General features: G+C 63.5%; 20 protein-coding genes and 1 pseudogene. 17 read left to right on the plus strand and 4 right to left on the minus strand.

Translation table 11 applies throughout. The features are described 5' to 3' along the window. Positions 1-750 (minus strand): strawberry notch-like NTP hydrolase domain-containing protein (locus tag Y88_RS06870; protein WP_040702442.1); only part of this gene is annotated, 750 nt, incomplete at its 3' end. On the opposite strand from Y88_RS06870, the gene Y88_RS19520 reads away from it, so the two are divergent. The 17 genes and pseudogenes from Y88_RS19520 (at position 739) to Y88_RS06955 (ending at position 16,240) form a co-directional block, all read left to right on the plus strand. Continuing rightward, the gene (locus Y88_RS19520; RefSeq protein ID WP_179506092.1) at positions 739-1,356 is read left to right on the plus strand and encodes a cation transporter; all 618 of its coding nucleotides are present in this window, start codon (positions 739-741) and stop codon (positions 1,354-1,356) included. The two genes, Y88_RS06870 and Y88_RS19520, sit on opposite strands and share 12 nt — an antisense overlap. 66 nt (positions 1,357-1,422) lie before the next feature. Continuing rightward, the gene (locus Y88_RS19525; protein ID WP_018076104.1) at positions 1,423-1,719 is read left to right on the plus strand and encodes a hypothetical protein; all 297 of its coding nucleotides are present in this window, start codon (positions 1,423-1,425) and stop codon (positions 1,717-1,719) included. Positions 1,720-1,779: 60 nt separating this feature from the next. After that, positions 1,780-3,057, plus strand: a complete 1,278-nt coding sequence (locus Y88_RS06885; protein WP_008067835.1) for a TolC family protein — start codon at positions 1,780-1,782, stop codon at positions 3,055-3,057. Continuing rightward, a complete protein-coding gene (locus Y88_RS06890) occupies positions 3,057-4,235 on the plus strand; it encodes an efflux RND transporter periplasmic adaptor subunit (protein WP_004212877.1) in 1,179 nt (392 codons plus the stop codon). Before Y88_RS06885 ends, Y88_RS06890 begins: the two co-directional genes overlap by 1 nt. A 3-nt stretch (positions 4,236-4,238) precedes the next feature. Then, on the plus strand, positions 4,239-7,484 hold the full coding sequence (locus Y88_RS06895) for an efflux RND transporter permease subunit (RefSeq protein ID WP_008067837.1): 3,246 nt from the start codon (positions 4,239-4,241) through the stop codon (positions 7,482-7,484). A 53-nt stretch (positions 7,485-7,537) separates the two neighbouring features. After that, positions 7,538-8,026: an SRPBCC family protein gene (locus tag Y88_RS06900; RefSeq protein ID WP_018076103.1), complete on the plus strand. Its 489-nt coding sequence runs from the start codon at positions 7,538-7,540 to the stop codon at positions 8,024-8,026. A 60-nt stretch (positions 8,027-8,086) separates the two neighbouring features. Continuing rightward, the gene (locus tag Y88_RS06905) at positions 8,087-8,341 is read left to right on the plus strand and encodes a hypothetical protein (protein WP_008067840.1); all 255 of its coding nucleotides are present in this window, start codon (positions 8,087-8,089) and stop codon (positions 8,339-8,341) included. A gap of 249 nt (positions 8,342-8,590) precedes the next feature. Next, positions 8,591-8,728: pseudogene (locus Y88_RS19530) on the plus strand (flagellar hook-basal body complex protein FliE); the annotation flags it as partial. Positions 8,729-8,759: 31 nt separating this feature from the next. After that, a complete protein-coding gene (locus tag Y88_RS06915; protein WP_026167077.1) occupies positions 8,760-9,647 on the plus strand; it encodes a bestrophin family protein in 888 nt (295 codons plus the stop codon). Continuing rightward, positions 9,644-10,036, plus strand: coding sequence for a hypothetical protein (locus Y88_RS06920; protein ID WP_036500646.1), 393 nt, complete (start codon positions 9,644-9,646; stop codon positions 10,034-10,036). The genes Y88_RS06915 and Y88_RS06920 overlap by 4 nt, the downstream gene beginning before the upstream one ends. A gap of 3 nt (positions 10,037-10,039) precedes the next feature. Further along, positions 10,040-10,726, plus strand: coding sequence for a ZIP family metal transporter (locus tag Y88_RS06925; RefSeq protein WP_004212882.1), 687 nt, complete (start codon positions 10,040-10,042; stop codon positions 10,724-10,726). Continuing rightward, on the plus strand, positions 10,723-11,331 hold the full coding sequence (locus tag Y88_RS06930; RefSeq protein WP_004212885.1) for a cation transporter: 609 nt from the start codon (positions 10,723-10,725) through the stop codon (positions 11,329-11,331). Before Y88_RS06925 ends, Y88_RS06930 begins: the two co-directional genes overlap by 4 nt. Beyond that, a complete protein-coding gene (locus Y88_RS06935; RefSeq protein ID WP_008067844.1) occupies positions 11,328-13,829 on the plus strand; it encodes a heavy metal translocating P-type ATPase in 2,502 nt (833 codons plus the stop codon). The genes Y88_RS06930 and Y88_RS06935 overlap by 4 nt, the downstream gene beginning before the upstream one ends. Before the next feature lie 169 nt (positions 13,830-13,998). Further along, the gene (locus Y88_RS06940) at positions 13,999-14,328 is read left to right on the plus strand and encodes an MgtC/SapB family protein (protein WP_332306345.1); all 330 of its coding nucleotides are present in this window, start codon (positions 13,999-14,001) and stop codon (positions 14,326-14,328) included. A gap of 42 nt (positions 14,329-14,370) precedes the next feature. After that, positions 14,371-15,063, plus strand: coding sequence for a sodium:calcium antiporter (locus Y88_RS19820; protein ID WP_232280960.1), 693 nt, complete (start codon positions 14,371-14,373; stop codon positions 15,061-15,063). A 62-nt stretch (positions 15,064-15,125) separates the two neighbouring features. Then, positions 15,126-15,965, plus strand: coding sequence for a nickel/cobalt efflux transporter (locus Y88_RS06950; RefSeq protein WP_008067856.1), 840 nt, complete (start codon positions 15,126-15,128; stop codon positions 15,963-15,965). Positions 15,966-15,973: 8 nt separating this feature from the next. Then, positions 15,974-16,240, plus strand: coding sequence for a metal-sensing transcriptional repressor (locus tag Y88_RS06955; RefSeq protein WP_008067861.1), 267 nt, complete (start codon positions 15,974-15,976; stop codon positions 16,238-16,240). Positions 16,241-16,626: 386 nt separating this feature from the next. Here Y88_RS06955 and Y88_RS18880 read toward each other — a convergent pair whose 3' ends face one another. Genes Y88_RS18880 through Y88_RS06965 form a run of 3 tightly spaced genes read right to left on the minus strand, consistent with a single transcriptional unit; the run spans position 16,627 to position 18,833 of the window. Continuing rightward, positions 16,627-16,917 (minus strand): ribbon-helix-helix domain-containing protein, encoded by a 291-nt coding sequence (locus Y88_RS18880; RefSeq protein WP_081458645.1) that lies wholly within the window; start codon positions 16,915-16,917, stop codon positions 16,627-16,629. A 4-nt stretch (positions 16,918-16,921) separates the two neighbouring features. Further along, entirely contained in the window at positions 16,922-17,569 is a 648-nt protein-coding gene (gene parA / locus Y88_RS06960) for a ParA family partition ATPase (protein WP_008067863.1), read from the minus strand. 58 nt (positions 17,570-17,627) lie between these two features. Then, positions 17,628-18,833, minus strand: coding sequence for a helix-turn-helix domain-containing protein (locus Y88_RS06965; RefSeq protein ID WP_018076098.1), 1,206 nt, complete (start codon positions 18,831-18,833; stop codon positions 17,628-17,630). Positions 18,834-19,658 lie beyond the last annotated feature (825 nt).

The following is a 19,658-nucleotide window of genomic DNA, read 5'->3' on the forward strand; positions in this document are numbered from 1 at the left end:
GATCCAGAGATGGCGGCGGCGGCCGCGCAGCCATTGATCCATCAGGATCGAGGCGAGTTGGCGGCCTTTGCCAGCACCCGTACCGTCGCCGAGGAAGAAGCCGCGCCGGTAATTGGCGCCATCAGCATCCGGCACCAGCTCAAGCCCACGTTCTGGCACGCGATAGCGGCCGGGGAGATCAGACGATGTCGCATCGAGCGCGTGGACCAGCGTTTCAAGCTGGGCGCGGCTGAGAACATGGCCACGGACCACTTTGGCTGGAAGCTGGGGGACATAGTTCGGGGCCGGCAGCGCCACCGAGGCCATGGCCGCCGATTCCACCAATTGAGTAGGATGGTCAGCCGCATTCTCGAAGATCAGGCGCTGGGGCCGATAGGCGACATAGACGCCTACCGCCTGTTCGGCATCGGCGATTGTGTCGCGATGGGTGTAGGCCAGAGAAATGGCGTCAGTGGCATCGCTGGTGCAATTGGCTGCGGCCAGTTTCGGTGCGGCTGAGCGGAATCCGCCCAGTAAGGTGGGCGTGATTTTGGCAGGCGAAACTGGAAGTGTGGCCACGAGTGCCAATTCAGTTGCGACCCGACGGCGCGGTGGAACCTTCGAGAGGAGGGGCACCAGATCAGCAACAGTAGCCCGGTTGATCACGGCGGTGCTTTTGGGACCGGCGCGCTTGTCGATCACCAGCAGGCACACCGCGATCGAGGTGCCTTGTTTGGCAAAGGCTCCCTCAAGCCGGGCATGGAAGGCCACGCTCGCGCCTTGCAACGCGCGCTGGAACAGTTCCGCGCGGCGGCCAGGTGCCGCACTGCCGTGGTGGGATCATCCATCCCGGCAACATTGCGAGCAAAGGGTGGGTTCATCAGCACCACGCTCGGCCGATTAGCTAGATGGGCGCCAATGCGCGCGGCATCAGTCTGTCATTCAGCAAAACGCAGGGCACGCGCAGGGAAGCGGGCGCGGCGCTGGCGAAGGACGGATCATCCTGGCTTTCGGCGTCGCGGTCATTTCGAGATCGCCGACAAGATTGCGAATGGCGTTCCTCTGGCATCGGGCCTGATGCTCGGATTTGGCAGCGCCGCGCTGGTTGCGAACTTGATTTGCCTGGCGCTGCTCTGGTGCTTCCGCTGCGGAAATGTGAACATGTTGAGCATGTTCGAGTGCTCGCGCAGTGATGTCGCGTCGAACGTCGGAGTTCTCGCCGCTGCCGAATTGGTCGGCCTGACCGGCTTGGCTTGGCCGAACATCATCGGAGGATTGATCGCCGTGATCTTCCTGCGCTCGGCATGGCGCTTGTTGCGGGAAAGCTGGCCGGCATGGCGTGCCACAAAGGCACCGGCTCGCGAGTTTTTGCAATGACATGGAAACCTCTCCGTGGTAACAATATGAATCGTGCGAGCCTTTTTGCCTCTTCTAACATGCCTGATGCTGGTCCTCACCAGCTTCTCCGGTATGGCTCATGCTGCCGATTTGGCGGGGGGAAGCATCGCGGGCGTTGAGTTTACCGTTCATACCGCCGGGGACATCGACGAGGTGCCGTCGGATTCCGACAAGAACGTCCCGCACCATCACAATTACTGTCATGGGCATGACGTTGGTACCCCTGCGCGCACGACGATGGAACAGACCCACGTACTCACGGCGCCCAAGCCGACAATCTCCACCTCTGCGTCGCTCGATGGCCGCACTGGCATGGTTCATTTGAGGCCCCCTCAAGCCTGACGTCCGATTTGGGCGCGCGTTGGCGCGCCCCTTTCGATCATCGTCAGGAGTTTCATTTATATGCATCGTATCCTCGCGGCCATGCTGGCCGCAGCGTCGTGCGCCACTATGGCGCATGCGCAGGTCGGACCGTCCGCGCCTTCTGCGCAGGACGCGCCGGTCTACACGCTTGACCAAGCGGTCAGTGCAGCGGGCGGTTCGGCCCCTGCTGCCGAAGCGGCGACAGCCGCGATCGATGCGGCCCGTGCGGGCCGCACGGTCGCCGGACTGCGGCCCAACCCGGTTGTCCAGGGCCAGGTCGAGAACGTCATGGGCTCGGGGCCGTATCGTGGGGTCCGCAGCGCGGAATCCACGGTCGGCTTTGCAATCCCGATCGAGCTAGGCGGCAAGCGCGGCGCCCGCGTCGCGGTCGCCAACGCGCAATTGTCCCGGGCCGAGATTCAGGCCGCGATCATCGCGGCGGACGTCCGGCTTCAGGTGACACAGCTCTATGTCGAGGCGGTCGCGGCCGATCGACGGGTGGCGACGGCACGCGACCAGGCCCGGATTGCCAGCGACGCGCTGCGCGCCGCGAGTGTCCGCGTGCAGGCGGGGCGTGCCTCCCCGCTCGAACAACAGCGTGCTGACGTCGCTCGGATCAATGCTGATGCCAATGTCGAGCGGCAGGTACGTTTGGCGGAAGCGGCGCGAGCCAATCTGGCGCGCCGGATCGGTCGGCCGATCGACGGCGCGCTCGATGACACGCTGCTCGATCGGCTTCCGGGTACAAACGTCTACGGCCCGGTGGCGCCGGTCGATACGACCGGCACCTTGGCGTTGGCGGCTGCGAACGCGGATTTCTCCATCGCAGAAGCTGGTGTGCGGCTCGCGCGCGCCAATCGCGTGCCTGACCTCAATGTCGGTCCTGCGATCCGCCGCCTGGAAGCCACCAACGACATGGCGGCGGTGTTCACCGTGTCGATTCCGATCCCGGTGTTCAACAATGGTCGCGCGGCGATCGCACAGGCGACCGCGCAGCGGACCCAGGCGGATGCGCAGCGCCGCGTGACCGCGCTCGACATCGAACAGGCGATCACGGACGCGCAGGCGCAGGCGGCCAATGCCGCAACGACGGCTCGTGCGGCGTCGGGGCCAGCGCTCGCGGCTGCCCAGGAGGCCGCCCGCATCGCACGGATCGGCTATCGCGAAGGCAAATTCGGCCAGCTCGAATTGCTCGATGCGGAACGCACACTCGCCGACACGCGGGTCGCCGCGATCGACGCGCTCGCCAACTACCAGAATGCCCGCGCGCAAGTGGAGCGACTGACCGCTCGTGCGCCCAATGGGGGGAATCAGTGATGAAGAGCTTTTATCTCGCGGGCGCGGCGTCGCTCGCCCTGCTCTTGGCTGCCTGCGGCGGCAAGGATGGCGGAAACGAGGCAACTGCCGAAGGCGCAGCTGCCAATGAGACGGCAGCGGGCACGGAAAAGGGCGGTGCTGAAGGCGGTCATGCCGGTGAAGGCGTCGTCACATTGGGTGCCGACCAGATCGCCACAGCGGGCGTCCAGGTCGGACGGCCGATCATCGGCGGGGCCGGGACGATCGAGCTGCCCGCGATCATCGAGGGCGACCCACAGGGAACGCAGGTCGTCTCGGCCGCAATTGCGGGACGCGTGGTCGCGCTCACCCGTAACCTCGGCCAATCGGTCGGACGCGGCCAGACCATTGCGGTCATCGAAAGCCGCGAGGCGGCGCAGATCAAGGGCGAGGTCGAGGCGGCGCGGGCGCGGCTTCAGCTCGCTAATTCGAACCTCGCGCGCGAACAGCGGCTGTTCGCGCAGAGAGTCTCCCCTGAACAGGATCTGATCGCCGCCCGCACAGCGGCGACGGAGGCGCGGATCGCCCTGACGCAGGCGCAGAGCATGGTTTCGGCGGCGGGTGTCGGCGGCGGCGGGCTCAACCGGCTCGGCATTGCCGCGCCGATCTCGGGCCAGATCATTGCGCGCCCCGTGACGCTGGGACAAACGGTCGCGGCGGATGCCGAACTCTATCGCATCGCCAACCTGAGCCAGGTGTCGATCGCGCTTAATCTCAAGCCCGAGGATGCGGGCCGGGTGCGTCCCGGCAATACGGTGCTGGTGAAGGCGGCAGGCCGTCAGGCGACCGCCCGCGTGACCTTCGTGTCGCCGGCGCTTGATCCGCAGACGCGGCTCGTGCCTGCGCTCGCCACCCTCGACAATCGCGGTGGCGAATGGCGGGTCGGCGAGCCTGTGACGGCAGCCGTGCAGCTCACGGGCAGCGGCGGGAGCGGGGCGGTCCGCGTGCCGACGACGGCGGTCCAGAGTTTCGAGGGCAAGTCGGTCGTGTTCGTGCGCACGCCCACCGGCTTCAAGGCGACCCCGGTCCAGCTCGGCGATGCGTCGGGCGACACGGTGATCGTCCGGTCGGGCCTGACCGGCAACGAACAGATCGCCACCACCGGAAGTTTCACGCTCAAGGCCGAGATCGGCAAGGGCGAAGCGAGCCACGAGGATTAAGCCATGATCGCCCGTATCGTAACCTGGGCGGTCGAGAAGCGCTGGCTAGTCCTGCTCCTCACCGTCATCGTCGCCGCCATCGGCGCCTTTTCCCTCTACCGGCTACCGATCGACGCGGTGCCGGACATCACCAACAATCAGGTCCAGATCAACGTCCGCGCGCCTGCCCTCTCGCCCGAGCTGGTCGAGAAGCAGGTGTCGTTTCCAATCGAAACCGCGCTCGCCGGCACCCCCGGCCTGGAATATACGCGCTCGTTGAGCCGCAACGGCTTCGCGCAGATCACGGCGGTCTTTTCGGACGCGACGGACATCTATTTCGCCCGCCAGCAGGTGGGCGAGCGTCTGCGGGGCGTGCAAGAGAATCTGCCCGACGGCGTGAACCCTGAAATGGGTCCGATCGCGACAGGCCTGGGCGAGGTGTACATGTACACCGTTCGTCTCGATCATCGCGAGGACGACAAGCACAAGCCCGGTGAACCGGGCCAACAGCCCGATGGCAGCTACATCACGCCAGAGGGCGAGCGACTGACGACCGAAGAGGACAAGGCGACCTACCTGCGCACCGCGCAGGACTGGATCGTGACGCCGCTTCTGAAGACCACACCGGGCCTCGCCGGTGTCGACTCGATTGGCGGTTACGCCAAGCAGTTCCTCGTCGTGCCCGACGTGCAGAAGCTGGCCTCGCTCGGCATCACGCTGACGGACCTGGGAAATGCGCTGGAGCGCAATAACACCAGCGTCGGCGGTGGCTTCGTCAATCGCAATGGCGAAGGTCTGGCTGTTCGCTCGGATGCGCTCGTTCGCAATGCCAGCGAGTTGGCCAGGACCGTGATCGCGACACGTAACGGCGTGCCGATCACGGTCGAACAAGTTGCGACTGTGAAGACGGGTCAGGCGATCCGCATGGGTTCGGCATCGGAGAACGGTACCGAAGTCGTCGTCGGCACGGCGATCATGCGGATCGGCGAGAACAGCCGCATCGTGTCGACCGCGGTCGCTGAGAAACTGAAGACGATCAACGCTTCGCTGCCTCCTGACGTCGTAATTCAGCCGGTGCTGAACCGCACCGAGCTGGTCAATTCGACGATCAAGACGGTCGCGAAAAACCTGTCCGAAGGCGCGGTGCTGGTCATCGTCGTGCTCTTCCTGCTGCTCGGCAACTTCCGTGCGGCCCTGATCGCGGCGTTGGTCATCCCGATCACCATGATGCTGACAGGCTTTGGTATGCTGCGCGCTGGGGTCTCGGCCAATCTGATGAGCCTTGGGGCTTTGGACTTCGGTCTGATCGTCGACGGCGCCGTCATCATTGTCGAAAACGCGCTGCGCCGGCTTGCCGAGCAACAGCATCATGAAGGCCGATTGCTCAGCGTCAAGGAACGGCTCGCGACCGTGGCAGCCGCTGCGCGTGAGATGATCCGTCCCTCTGTGTACGGGCAGGCAATCATCATCCTCGTCTACGTACCGCTGCTCACGCTGACCGGCGTGGAGGGTAAAACGTTCGGACCGATGGCGCTGACCGTCATCATCGCGCTCGCCTTCGCCTTCATCCTCTCTCTCACCTTCGTGCCGGCGATGATTGCGATCTGGCTGTCGAAGAAGGTCGAGGAGAAGGACGGCCGCATCATCACGTGGCTGAAGAAGCGCTACGAACCCGGTCTCGACCGGGCCATGAAGCGCCCGACGCTGACGATCGGTGCGGGTGTGGGAAGCCTTGTGGTGGCGGCGCTTGCTTTCACTACGCTCGGCTCGGTATTCCTGCCGCAGCTCGACGAAGGCGATTTGCTGATCCAGTCGCTCCGCATTCCGGCAACGTCGGTCCAGCAGAGCCAGGCGATGCAGGTGCCGATCGAGCGGATGATGTCGAAGCAGCCGGAGGTGCAATTCGTCTATTCCAAGACGGGCACCGCCGAGCTGGCGGCCGACCCGATGCCGCCGAACGCGACCGACATGTTCGTCATCCTGAAGCCGCGCAAGGATTGGCCGGATCCTGAGCTTCCCAAGGAGGAGCTGGTCAGCCGGATCGAGGGTAATCTCGCGAAGATTCCGGGAAATGCCTACGAGATCACCCAGCCCATCCAGATGCGCTTCAACGAGCTGATCGCCGGCGTTCGCGGCGACATCGCGGTGAAGGTGTTCGGCGATGACTTCACACAAATGAACCGGACGGCCGAGCAGGTTGCTGCGGTGCTGCGCAAGACGCAGGGCGCAGCGGACGTGAAGGTCGAGCAAACGACGGGCCTGCCCATGCTCGACATTCGCGTCAATCGCGACGCAATGGCACGTTTGGGGGTCACTGCCCAAGATGTGCAGGACATTGTCACCGCGACAATCGGCGGGCGCACCTCGGGCCAGATCTTCGAGGGCGATCGGCGCTTTCCGGTCGTGATACGGCTCTCTGAAGCGCAACGGGCGGACATCGGCCTTCTCGAACAGGTGCAGGTGCCGTTGGCGGGGGGTGGCTATGTGCCGCTTTCCAGCGTCGCCGACATCAAGGTCATCGATGGCCCCAACCAGATCAGCCGCGAGAACGGGAAGCGGCGTGTGGTGGTGCAAGCCAACGTGCGTGGCCGCGACGTTGGATCGGTGGTTGCGGATGCGCAGGCAACGATCGCCAGCCAGGTTCGGCTGCCTGCCGGCACCTATCTCGAATGGGGCGGCCAATTTGAAAACCTGCAATCGGCGAGCGAACGGCTTAAGCTAGTCATTCCGGCCTGCTTCATCCTGATCCTGTTCCTGCTCTATGGCGCATTGGAATCGGTCCGCGATGCCGCGATCGTCTTCACCGGCGTGCCCTTCGCGCTGGTGGGCGGCGTCCTGCTGCTCTTCTTGCGAGGCATGGACTTTTCAATCTCGGCAGCGGTGGGCTTCATCGCCTTGTCGGGTATCGCGGTCCTCAACGGCCTCGTGATGGTCAGCTCGATCCAGGATTTGATCCGGTCGGGGTTATCGCGCGAAGAGGCGGCCCATGTCGGCGCAATGCAGCGCCTGCGGCCCGTCGTCATGACCGCGCTCGTCGCAAGCCTCGGCTTCGTGCCGATGGCGCTTGGCGAGGGCGCGGGTGCGGAGGTACAGAAGCCCTTGGCGACCGTCGTCATCGGCGGCCTGGTCTCGGCGACGCTGCTGACGCTGTTCGTGCTGCCGACGCTTTATGCCCGGTTCGGGCAGAAAATGATCAAGAAGCTCGATCACGACAATGAGAAGCATGAAGGGGATGACCACGGTCAGACCTTCGTGAGCAACTTGGCCTAATGGATGAGCGGGGCGATCCGCGATCGCCCCGCTCATCTCTGGGAGATGGGGATATGCCTCGCACCATAACCAGCTCAATGCTTCACGGCGGGCCACTGTGGATCTGGTCGGCGATCACCGATCCGGATCATCGTCGGGCTTGGAGTCCGCTCGTATTACTCGACGACCCGTGCCAGCTTAGCACGACGGAATGTACCTTCGCGATCCAGGGCATCGCCGGGCCAATTCGGACGCCGGCCCGGGTCGATCAATTCGATAAGCCGCACGCCTTCGCTTGGTCCTGCGGCATCCCTTATCTGTTCACGCTCGAAGAGCGGTACGAGCTGGCCGGGAACGATGGTGGCACCAGGCTAACACATAACTGCACGCTGCGCGGGGCCATGTCTCTGCCGTTCGCGGCGATGATGTTGCGTCGCCTGCGGTCCCTGATGATCGAGGCTGACGATCGCCTCGCAACCTATCTGCGCTGGCGGGTGGGTCAGCCTGCCCGTGGGATTAATCGTCAGCGCGACCCCTCCCGCTACAGGAGGAAGGCGCGATGATGCCGTTGAAGCGGGTACTGCCCGACCACGGAGCAGCAAATCCATTCGTCCGACAGCGCCGTGGCGGCCGGGGAAATGGGGCGCGATCCATATCGCTGTTCCGACGGGGAACCGCTGTTCGTCGACTACAAGGACAATGGCCTGCAGATCGATTTGCGGCGCTTCAGCAGCGCCGTGCCCATGACGCTGACCGCGCCAGCGCAAGGCCTTCAATACGTCGGCAAGACAGCCACCGCGACCTTCAAGGGGTCGCAGCTCACCGTCGTGGAAGGCGAGGGCGGCACCCGGACCTGCGAATGGGAGGGCACCCGATGAACCGTCCTGTCTTCCGACATGTCGCACTGCAACGGGAGAGAAACGATGTCTGACACGTCGATCTCCAATGTGATGGCCATTCGTGCCGAAGTAATTGCGCGAAGCCGCGCTTTGCGTGAGGCGTAGCCGACGGCACCGCCCGGCGTGACGCCGACCGCTCCGGCGTCGAACTTCGCGGACACACTCAATGCCGTGGTCGCGAAGGTCTACGAGACCCAGGATTAAGAGGATGTCGTCACCGAAGCATATGAGCGTGGCGGAACCACCGGCACTGCAACCGCCGCGATCATCCAGAGCAGCGCATCCATCACTTTTGAGGCGCCCATGCAAGTCCGTAACAAGATGCAGCCCACTTATCGGGGCATCATGAACATACCGATCGAATAACGATCGCGAAGAGATTTAGAGAGTAATTGATATGATAATCGGCGCGAGGCCACGTTTTAGGCAGATTATTATCGAGGCTTGGAAGCCTCTCACGATCCTGTTTGTGTGGGACGTGGCGGTGACGGCATTCCACATGATGACCCCGATCAAGGAACCGCCTTTGCCGACGGCGCTGTTCGGTACGGCCATCGCGCTCTTCATGGGGTTTCGCACCAACGCTGCTTATGCTCGCTGGTGGGAAGCACGAACTCTTTGGGGTGCGCTCATCAATGCGTCGCGCAGCCTGGCCCGGATCACACGCAGCCTGACCAAGGGGGAACCCGAGGACAGTGAGATGCGGTACAACATCATCCTGCGGCAGATCGCCTTTGCGCACTCAATGCGCTGCCAGCTTCGCCGACAGTCGCCCTATGAAGAGATTGCCCGTGTGGCCGGAACGGAGGTCGCCGATATGGCGGTCGCTCGCCTGAACCCTGCCAACGCGCTCTTGGAGGACATTTCGGGCATTTACGCCGACGCGTTCGTGGAAGGTCGGATCACCGAAATCCAGCAGGCAACTGTGGAGCGCGTCCTGATCGACATCGCCAATGCGCAGGGCGGCATGGAGCGGATCAAGAACACGCCGCTGCCCAATGGCTTCCGGTTCTTCCCGAACCTCTTCACGCGCGTGTTCTGCGTGCTGCTCCCGATCGCGCTGGTCGAATCCCTGGGCCTAGCCACGCCGATCGGATCGACGCTGATCGGACTCGTCTTCCTCGCGGTGCTGAGCATCGGCGAGGATCTGACCGATCCGTTCGCCAATAGCGTCCACGATGTCCCGCTCACGGCCATATGCCGCACGATCGAGATCGACCTTCTTCAGACGGCGGGACTGCCAGCCCCTGAGCCGCTGACGCCCGATCAAGGCGTGTTGTGGTGAGGGCGGTGCGCGCCTTGCGGCACCTACCTGGCCTGACAGCCGCGCGCATCGGCGCCGTTCTGTTCGCGGGTATGGTCGTAGGGGCGTGCAATCCCGCGCCGAGCGAACCGGTCGAGCCGGCGCATGAAAAGCATCTAACGCCTCGATTGATCGCGCAGCGCATCATGTATTGCGACGATGGATCGCGCGCCGATGTCGACTTCATCGACGACGGCCTGAAGATGGCTGTCACCTGGCTGCCCAAGGGCAGAACCGAGATCCTGCACGCGCAACGGACCGGCGAAGAATTTCGCGGCGACCATTCGCGGGCTGTCGTGGCGGGCGGATCGATCGCGTTCACGCGACGCGGGAAGATCCGCGTCTGCCACCGAACCCCGGAGGAGTCCTAGGAAATGCAGGCACTGCTCTATACGCTTGCGCCTGTGCTGGCGGTCGTGCTCGGCGCGATTGTCGCGAGCCGCACCAAGTTGAAACCTGGCCTCGTGGCGGGCCTACAGCATCTCGCTGCCGGCGTCGTGTTCGCGGCGGCAGCGACCGAAATCCTGCCGCAGGTCAAGCATGAGGCATCGCCCAGCGCGACGTTGATCGGCGGGGCGGCGGGCGTCGCGACCATGCTGGGGCTCAAGGCTCTTGAGGCCCGCTTCAAGGGGCCGATGGCGCTACTCGCCGCGATCGGCATCGACATTCTGGTCGACGGCCTGGTGCTCGGCCTCGCTTTCGTGGCGGGCGAGAAGGCAGGTCTCCTGCTGACGATCGCGCTCACTCTGGAAGTGTTATTTCTGGGACTGACGCTGACCGACGAGCTGGCGGAAACCTATCGCTCGCGCTTGCGCATCATCGTGATCGTCTCGGCATTGGCCCTGCTGCTGCCGATCGGCGCGCTCGCTGCCGTGCCGGTCGCCGCGCTGTCGCCGGTGATGATCGCCGGCTTCCTCAGCTTCGGGCTGATGGCGCTGCTCTACCTCGTCACGGAGGAGTTGCTGGTCGAGGCGCACGAGAAACCCGACACCCCGCTCATCAGCTCGATGTTTTTCGTCGGCTTCCTGGCCCTGCTGACACTTGAGGAGATGATGGGATGATTCCGGGCAACGACAACAATGGCGGGCAGGAGCGCCGCACACTGTGGATCGTCCTGCTGCTGAACGCGGCGATCGCTGCGGGCTTCTTCGTTTCCGGCTTCTTCGCGGACTCGAGCGCGCTGATCGCCAACGGCGTCGACAACCTGTCCGATACGGCTGTGTATGCGCTGAGCCTTGTGGCGCTCACCCGGGGCCAGACATGGAAGACACGCGCCGCGGTCGCTTCGGGCGTCATGCTGCTGATCTTCGCGGGCGGCATCTTGATCGATGTCGGACGGCGCTACGTGCAGGGCAGCGAGCCCATCGGACCTACCATGATGGTCATGTCCGCGATCGCCGGCGTCGTGAATTACCTCTGCCTGCGGCTGCTCCAGCGCCTCAAGGATCCGGACGTCAATCTCCGGGCCGCAACCACCTTCAGCTTCAACGACTTCATTTCCAACGGCGGCATCCTGATCGCCGGCGTGCTGGTGCTGTGGTTGGGTACCAATTGGCCGGACCTGCTGGTCGGCTTCGCCACCGCCATCATCGCCATCAAGGGCGGTGTCGAAATCCTGCGCGACGCGCGCGCCGAAACCAAGAAAAGCGAAAGGAGGTCGTCATGAACGACAAGCTCGAACTCGACATTCCAGTGTTGTTGCCGGACCTTCCTGACGCGGCCGATGCCTGCCTGGACCGTCTCGTATCAACCCTGTCAAAGCGCGAAGGTGTCGAGCGGGCGCATGTGATCTGTCTCGACGGCAACACGCCAGCGGCGCTGTGCATCCATTTCGATGCCGCCAAGCTGCCGCTGCCACGGTTGCGCGAAATGGTGCGCGCCGCAGGTGCCGAAATCACCGAGCGCTACGGCCATGCGATCTGGCAGGTGACGGGGATCAACCACGAACGTCGGGCGCGCACGGTCAGCGATGCGCTGTGCGCCTTGCCCGGCGTGGTCCAGGCAAGCGCCAGCACCAGCGGGTCTGTCCGGGTCGAATATGATCGCCGCGAAACCACCGAAGAGGAGGTGCGCGCTGCGCTTCGCAAGCTGAAGGTGAGGGTGGGCAAGCGGGTCGCTGCCGATGAACATGCCGGCCACGACCACGGCCCCGGGGGCCACGGCGCGGGCGAAGAGAAGCACGGCCCCGGCGATGGCCACGACCATAGCCACGCCGAATTTCTCGGCCCCAATACCGAGCTGATCTTCGCGCTCGCCTGTGGCGCGCTGCTGGGGATCGGCTACGCGATCGAGAGGCTGGTCGCTGGCGCGCCCGAATGGCTGCCGACCGCCTGCTATATCGCAGCCTATTTCTTCGGCGGATTCTTCACGCTGCGCGAGGCGATCGACAACCTCCGGATGAAGAAGTTCGAGATCGACACGCTGATGTTGGTCGCTGCGGCCGGCGCCGCTGCGCTGGGCGCATGGGCCGAAGGTGCGCTGCTGCTGTTCCTGTTCAGCCTCGGCCATGCGCTTGAGCATTATGCAATGGGCCGCGCCAAGAAGGCGATCGAGGCGCTGGCGAAGCTCGCGCCCGAAACCGCGACCGTGCGACGCGGCGGGCAGACCAGCGAAATCCCGGTCGAGCAGATGGTCGTCGGGGACATTGCCATCGTCCGCCCGAACGAGCGCCTGCCTGCCGACGGCTTCGTCATCAAGGGCACCAGCGCGATCAACCAGGCCCCGGTCACGGGTGAAAGCATCCCGGTCGACAAGGTGCCGGTCGCAGATGCCGCAGCGGCACGCGCCAAGCCCGATGCAGTCGACGCGGAAAGCCGGGTTTTTGCTGGTACGATCAACGGCGGCGGCGCGATCGAGATCGAGGTGACACGCCGTTCCAATGAAAGCGCGCTTGCCAAGGTCGTGAAGATGGTGAGCGAAGCGGAGACGCAGAAGTCGCCGACGCAGCGCTTCACCGACCGGTTCGAACGGATCTTCGTGCCCGCCGTCCTGGTCCTGTCAGTGCTCCTGCTGTTCGCATGGGTGGTCGTCGACGAGCCGTTCCGCGACAGCTTCTATCGCGCGATGGCGGTGCTGGTGGCGGCAAGCCCGTGCGCGCTCGCGATCGCAACGCCGAGCGCGGTCCTGTCGGGCGTTGCCCGTGCAGCGCGGGGCGGCGTGCTCGTGAAGGGCGGTGCACCGCTCGAAAACCTCGGGTCGCTCAAAGCGATCGCTTTCGACAAGACGGGCACGCTGACCGAAGGTCGTCCGCGCATCACTGATGTCGTGCCCGTCGATGGCGCCGATGAAGGCGAGTTGCTGGCGCTGGCTGTCGCCGTCGAAGCGTTGAGCGACCATCCCCTGGCCCAAGCGATCGTCAAGGACGGCCGCGAACGTCTGAACGATCGTGCCGTGCCGACTGCCGGCGACCTCAAGAGCCTGACCGGTCGGGGCGTCACCGCGAGCGTGGATGGCGAGACGGTGTGGATCGGCAAGGCCGAGATGTTCGGAAGTGAGGGCATTCCGGCGCTGGGGCAGGGCGCGCAGGACGCAATCGCGAAGCTGCGCGAGAACGGCCGCACGACAATGGTGGTCCGCAAGGGGGACCGCGACCTGGGCGCGATCGGCCTGATGGACACGCCTCGCGAAGCTGCCAAGACCGCGTTGCGTCGGCTGCACGAGATGGGCGTGTCGCGGATGATAATGATCTCCGGCGATCACCAGAAAGTCGCCGAAGCGATCGCCGACGAAGTCGGGATCGACGAAGCGTGGGGCGACCTCATGCCCGAAGACAAGGTTGCCGCGATCAAGAAGCTCGCCGGCGAAGACAAGGTCGCGATGGTGGGCGACGGCGTGAACGATGCGCCGGCGATGGCAAGCGCCACGGTCGGCATCGCGATGGGCGCGGCGGGGTCGGACGTGGCGCTGGAGACGGCCGACGTCGCGCTGATGGCCGACGATCTGACCCACCTGCCGTTCGCGGTCGGCCTCAGCCGGCATACGCGCGGCATCATCCGGCAGAACGTCTTCGTCAGCCTCGGTGTGGTCGTCTTCCTCGTGCCTGCTACCATCCTCGGCCTCGGCATTGGGCCAGCGGTGGCGGTTCATGAGGGGTCGACGCTGCTCGTCGTCATCAATGCGCTCAGGCTGCTCGCCTACCGCGACCCGGTGGGGAAAACGGCATGACCTTGCTCACCATCGACCTCTATGGCGCGCTTCCCGAAAGCGAGCGACCGGCATCGGTGGATAAGACTGTAACCCTCATGTCCGTCGACCCGAATATCCCCTTCAGCCTCCAATCTGGATCAGGCGCGTAGAATAGGCAGGCGGCATGTTTGAAAGCTCATTCTAGGAGATGATGCCCCATATCGTCAGTCTCGCCGTTGCGTACGCGCTAGCCCTGCCGGTTGGTTGGGATCACGAAAGGGACGTTCGCAGCATAAGCATCCGAACGTTCTCGCTGGTTGCCATCGCCAGTTGCGGCTTCGTGCTGGTGGGCATCGCGATCCTCAGCCGCACGTCTCCGGCGCAAGCCAGGTTTCTCGAAGGGCCGATTACGGGTGTCGGTTTCATTGGCGGTGGCGCGATCCTGAAGAACGGCAGCAAGGCCGTCGGGCACGGCGACTGCGGCCAGCCTGTGCGCGACCGGCGCGCTCGGCGCGGCCGTCGGCTGCGGCCTGTATGATATCGCCGCCATCTTGAGCGCTATCACGTTCCTCACGCTACGGTGTTCTCGTCCGCTCACCTCTCGAAACTCAGCCTCGCCTTCTCGCGTGATCAGGGCTGGTTTATGGCGGTCTTCGTGGCCAAGATCGGTCTGGGCCTTGTCGTGTTCGCCTGGAAGCCGTGGCTGGGCCTCGCCTTCCTTGCCGCCTATGCGCTCTATGTACGGCAGGAAATGGCCGCGCCCGGCGACACCGAGGACGAGGCGCTTGAACCGCTCAAGTTCCAGCCCGGCCGCGCGGTGCCCACTACCGGCATGGCGCTGGCCCAGACGCTAGCCGCGCTGCTGGTGATCTTTGTCGCCTCGCGGGTGTTTTTTTCACAGCTGGAAAATCTTGGCCCCGCGCTGGGGCTTCAGCCGCAATTGCTGGCGCTGCTGCTCAGCCCCATCGCCACCGAGCTTCCCGAAACGATGAACGCGATCATCTGGGTGCGGCAGGGCAAGTATCCGCTGGCGCTGGCCAATATCTCGGGCGCGATGATGATCCAGGCGACGATCCCCACCGCTTTCGGCATTTTCTTCACCCCTTGGCATCTGAGCACGCCGCTGCTGGTGGCCGCCGGGGCCACCATGCTGGCCATTGGCGTGATGTATCTGGCGTTTCGGCGCGGCTATGTCGCGCGCTGGCTGCTGGCGAGCATGGCCGGGCTTCATGCGGGTTTTGCCGGGCTGCTGATCGCGCTTCACATCACCTGAATATGCTTGTGGGCGGTATCGTCGCGCTTGCCACATCCCCCCCTGGGGGATATGCGGGGACCATGACTGATCTTACCGCCCTGCTTGCCCAGAATACCGCTAATGGCTGGCTGTTCATCCCCAGCGCCATCGTTCTGGGTGCACTCCACGGGTTGGAGCCAGGCCATTCCAAAACGATGATGGCCGCCTTCATCATCGCGGTGAAGGGCACGGTGCGTCAGGCAGTGCTGCTGGGACTGGCAGCCACGCTGTCGCACACGCTGGTGGTATGGCTGGTAGCGATGGGGGGCATGTGGGCTTTCGGATCCTTCCGTGCCGAAGACACAGAGCCTTATTTCCAGTTGGCCTCGGGCGTGGTGATCGTCGGCATGGCCCTGTGGATGCTATGGCGCGCGCGGGCCGATTTGCATGCCGCCCATGCGCATGGGCACCATCATCATGACCATGACCATGGCCACGATCACCACCACAACCATGAAGCCAGCGAAGAGACCGTCCACGAATTGGAACTCGCCACGGGCGGATATGTCGATGCTCACGAAGCGGCGCATGCAGAGGATATCCGCCAACGCTTCGCCGGGCGTGCGGTTACCACCGGGCAGATCGTGATCTTCGGCCTGACCGGTGGCCTTGTCCCGTGCCCGGGGGCGATCACCGTGTTGATGCTGTGCCTGCAACTCCATCAGGTGGCGCTGGGGGCGGTGCTGGTCACCGGCTTTTCGGTGGGGCTGGCGCTGACCATGGTCACGTCGGGCGTGCTGGCGGCGCTGTCCCTGCGTCATCTGGAAAAGCGCTGGAGCGGCTTTGGTGAGGCGGTGCGCAAGGCACCGCTGATCTCTGGCGCAGTGATCCTCGTCATCGGATGCATCGTCGCGCTTGACGGGGCGCGCCATCTGGTCTGACTGGTGCCATGAGCCACGCCACCGACAAGGATCTCGTCAACCGCCTCAAGCGTGCCAATGGTCACCTTGCCAGCATCGTTACCATGATCGAGGAAAACCGCAGCGCGCTTGATGTCGCGCAGCAATTGCAGGCGGTGATCGCCGCGCTCGACAAGGCCAAGAGCAAGCTGGTGGCCCATCATATCGAGCATCACTTGACCGAGACGCTGGGCGATCTCTCGCCGGACATGCGCGACAAGCTCGCGCAATTGTCGGAGCTGGCCAAATACCTCTAAGGTCTACCAGCGCGAGCGCAAATCCTGTCCTTGATAACCGCGCCAGCCTCGTTCGCGTTCTGGGCCATGGGCTGCACCGCCCATTCATTGGGCAATATGATCGTAGCTCCAATCTGCCAATTGCGTAGGCAGACGAACGCCAGATCATCAGCGGTCAGGCGGCCTTTTCTGCCGCCTCACTGGCCTGGGCCTCGGCACACACCATCGCCACCAATGCCGACCAGCGCTTTACCGGATCGGTTGTTGTTGCGTGGCGCGCTGGCCTTGGCGGCAGTCAGTTGCAATGGAGCGCAAAGCGCAGCATGTTCATCGGGCTGGAGCAGGCGCTCTAACCGTGAAAGCAACCATTTGGCGCCGCCGAAAACGACTGAATGCGCCTGATACAATCATTCCCCGACCGGGCTTTGGCCATATTTACGCAGCACATCATCGAAAGCCTCGGCCATCAGTTCTTGAAGGCTAAGTCCATGTCTGCGGGCGCAGACATGCATGGATAGCGACATTTCGCGCGAGAAGTAGGCAGCTATGGCCTTGCGACCTGTGCGGCTGTTAGATTTGGCTGGGGTGTTGGTCGGTATGGATGTAGCGCCAGCCCCTCCAATGCCAAGCACATCGACCTTAGATTCCGGCTCTGGACTGGCTTTTGGCTTGTCGGCAAGATTCGCAAAGCGGCTCATTTGCTCACACTCCCTCATGTGCGGCGGTGGACATTGTCACATGTGTGATGGTCCACAAGTGTAGAGCGGTGATCTCGGCAGCAGCCTTGCCATTGGGTTCGAACTCAATCACCGAAGCGCCCGCTGCACTGGCATGGCGATAAACAGCCCGGTCCGGCAGGATGTACAGGCAAGCCTTGATGCCGAAACCCTGCACCAGTTCAACCGCCTCCTCATACATGCGCGGTGCATGAGGCGGACCAGCGGTAAAGACCACATAGGCAGGCTTGTCGAACAATCGCACCAGGCTCACCGTGGTCTTGATTGCTGCCAGATCAAAGGCGCTGGGACGGCAAGGGACTAGCACCAGATCGGCCACCTCGACCGCTCTGCTGGCTGCGCTATCGGCATGGGGCGGCGTGTCGATCACGATAAAGGTCGCGCCTTGGCGCTGGGCGGCCTCGGCCTTAGCCTGGATACGTGGCGGGGCGCTGTCGATCACCTCAGGCGCCTTGTCGGCGCGCCATGCGCCCCATTGGCTGGCAGTGGCCTGCGGATCGGTGTCAATAATGAGGGCAACGGCGCCAGCGGCTTCAGCGGCGGCGGCTAGGTTCACGGAAAGGGTGGTCTTACCCGAACCGCCCTTCTGGCTGACGATGGCTATAATGGTCATGGGGATTTCCTTGCCCGTTCACATGTGGACGTTTGGACAGGTGAGAGGCTGGACAGCATCACCCGTCAGGTGTGACGCGCCGCTCCACGCTGGCCATCAGCCTCGCGGTCAGATGGGCCATTGGGCCAGCCTGCGGCTCGGTAGTCTGCTTAGGCGCAGGGGATTGTGATGGCGCCTGCTGGGCGCTGCGCTCGGTGACACGGAACAGACCAGCGAGATTCACGCCTGCCGAGCCCGCCCGCCGCACCATGCCCGCCAAGCAGCGCGCTGGAGAGCCCACGCGATAGCGATGGCCCGGCGGCAGTTCGGCATTCCGGTCGATCAGCAACACACTAAGTGCTGCCCGTTCCCGGCCGAACTGCTGGCAAGCCCGGCCCCAGGTGCTCTGGGCGATGCCAAGCCGACCACAACTGCGCCACGACGCCTCGACGAGGTTGGGCCAGGTCGGCCTGCCCAGCGCCTCGACGATGCCACGATAGCTCTCGGTGGCCACCACCAGCGCGGTCACGGGCCGGATGCGCTCGAGTGGATCGCGTGCTGGCGCGGTACGCTTTCGTGGTGAGTTTTGGTTCTGTATATTGGGTGCGCAATTTTCTTCCGGCGCGTCGGAAGTTTTCAGTGCACGGGGATCGGGTTCCGGCCCAGAATCCGAACGATGTTCGATGGCTGCGAGCATGGCGGACAAGGCCTCTCGGATGGCGATTAGGCGGTCGATGTTGCTGATCCGCGCCGTGCGGCCGTCTGGCAGGATGGTCTCGGCCCGCTCACGCAGATCATCGTCACCCGCCTCGCGGATGCGCTGGCCCAACTGGCGGATCTCGGCACGACATTGTTGAATGGAGCGTGCTTGCAATTCCTGCGCCTTGGCCTTGGCTTGCATCTCGGCAAAGCGTTCGACCAGCGGGGCCAGATTGATGCCCGCAGCCCAGACCACGATCCCGTCCTGCCGGTCGCCAGCGCGCTCGCCGTTGATGCCGGCATTGCGGACGATGAAGCCTACCTTCTCCAACTCCCGCTCGGCGGAATTGATCGACCGTGGCGTCAGCCCCAAGGCTTCGGCAAAGCGGCAGGCTTGCGTCCAGACCGCGCAGATGCGGCCCGACAAGTAGTCGCCATCCATCGTCTTGAGGACGTAGTGCCGAACCAAAGCTACGGCTGTCGAAGAGAGCCCAAAGCCTGGCCTCGCCACCTGCTCAAACAGACGCAGCAGATCGAACCTGCCAACGCCTGATGGCAGGCCCCTATGGGAAAGGGTGGTACTCATAGCGCCCCTCCCCCACCAATGGCGCTTGCCACCGAGTCACGGGAGCGATAGGATTCCGCCATAACCGAACAGCTATTCCAACAGCCGCTGCGAAAGGTTGCCGCCCTTTCAGCGGTTTTTTGCTGACCTGACGGCGGCCCCTCACCCGGATCATGTTTGGGCAAGACACGGAGCGTAATGTTTGCCAGGGCCCTTGCACAGAGAGCCTCCGCGTACGCAGGTAGAGCGTACAAGAGAGACCCTCGTACAAAGCTCGTACACGGCAATTTTGGAGCCCCGATTTTATCGCGTAATTTCAAGATACTTACGCGAAATCGCAATTCCCCTTCACACGGGTGGGGTCGCAGGTTCAATCCCTGCCGCGCCCACCATAAAATCCCAAAATAACAGGATTTTATGGCTGGATTGAGAAAAATCTCTCCAACGTTTCAATGCAGAAACTTACGACAATTTACGGGGTCAGAGTTCTAGCAGATCTCCGGGAAATTTAGGATTTCCGCCGCTCAGATTCGTGGAGTGACGGCAGCTTCGTACGAACTTCGTACGTAAGCAAATCTGCCCTGGACACCCAGGATTTGCCAAACACCGCAGTTTTCCTATGCCCTGTGAGCCTATGGTAGTTTAGAGCACACCCTTAAGCGGCTGAGCTCTAAACGGCCATATTGGTGTACTCCCCCTGCAATTAGGAATGAAAATGGCAAAATTCTTAGAAGCGAGCCACTTCCCCAGGGAGCCCAATTTTGGGAATTTTCCAACCGATTTAGAACCAAAAAGGCTACTCGACAGAAGATCTCGCAGCAATTTCTAAGACACAAGTCCAGACGC

Source organism: Novosphingobium nitrogenifigens DSM 19370 (assembly GCF_000192575.1).
GTDB classification, from domain to species: Bacteria; Pseudomonadota; Alphaproteobacteria; order Sphingomonadales; family Sphingomonadaceae; genus Novosphingobium; species Novosphingobium nitrogenifigens.

Bases quoted from the DNA above. Each gene is read 5' to 3' on its own strand.
- Y88_RS19520 (WP_179506092.1), top strand. From the start codon at position 739: ATGGAAGGCCACGCTCGCGCCTTGCAACGCGCGCTGGAACAGTTCCGC.
- Y88_RS19525 (WP_018076104.1), top strand. From the start codon at position 1,423: ATGCTGGTCCTCACCAGCTTCTCCGGTATGGCTCATGCTGCCGATTTG.
- Y88_RS06885 (WP_008067835.1), top strand. From the start codon at position 1,780: ATGCATCGTATCCTCGCGGCCATGCTGGCCGCAGCGTCGTGCGCCACT.
- Y88_RS06890 (WP_004212877.1), top strand. From the start codon at position 3,057: ATGAAGAGCTTTTATCTCGCGGGCGCGGCGTCGCTCGCCCTGCTCTTG.
- Y88_RS06895 (WP_008067837.1), top strand. From the start codon at position 4,239: ATGATCGCCCGTATCGTAACCTGGGCGGTCGAGAAGCGCTGGCTAGTC.
- Y88_RS06900 (WP_018076103.1), top strand. From the start codon at position 7,538: ATGCCTCGCACCATAACCAGCTCAATGCTTCACGGCGGGCCACTGTGG.
- Y88_RS06915 (WP_026167077.1), top strand. From the start codon at position 8,760: ATGATAATCGGCGCGAGGCCACGTTTTAGGCAGATTATTATCGAGGCT.
- Y88_RS06925 (WP_004212882.1), top strand. From the start codon at position 10,040: ATGCAGGCACTGCTCTATACGCTTGCGCCTGTGCTGGCGGTCGTGCTC.
- Y88_RS06930 (WP_004212885.1), top strand. From the start codon at position 10,723: ATGATTCCGGGCAACGACAACAATGGCGGGCAGGAGCGCCGCACACTG.
- Y88_RS06935 (WP_008067844.1), top strand. From the start codon at position 11,328: ATGAACGACAAGCTCGAACTCGACATTCCAGTGTTGTTGCCGGACCTT.
- Y88_RS06940 (WP_332306345.1), top strand. From the start codon at position 13,999: ATGATGCCCCATATCGTCAGTCTCGCCGTTGCGTACGCGCTAGCCCTG.
- Y88_RS06950 (WP_008067856.1), top strand. From the start codon at position 15,126: ATGACTGATCTTACCGCCCTGCTTGCCCAGAATACCGCTAATGGCTGG.
- Y88_RS06955 (WP_008067861.1), top strand. From the start codon at position 15,974: ATGAGCCACGCCACCGACAAGGATCTCGTCAACCGCCTCAAGCGTGCC.
- Y88_RS18880 (WP_081458645.1), bottom strand. From the start codon at position 16,917: ATGAGCCGCTTTGCGAATCTTGCCGACAAGCCAAAAGCCAGTCCAGAG.
- parA (WP_008067863.1), bottom strand. From the start codon at position 17,569: ATGACCATTATAGCCATCGTCAGCCAGAAGGGCGGTTCGGGTAAGACC.
- Y88_RS06965 (WP_018076098.1), bottom strand. From the start codon at position 18,833: ATGAGTACCACCCTTTCCCATAGGGGCCTGCCATCAGGCGTTGGCAGG.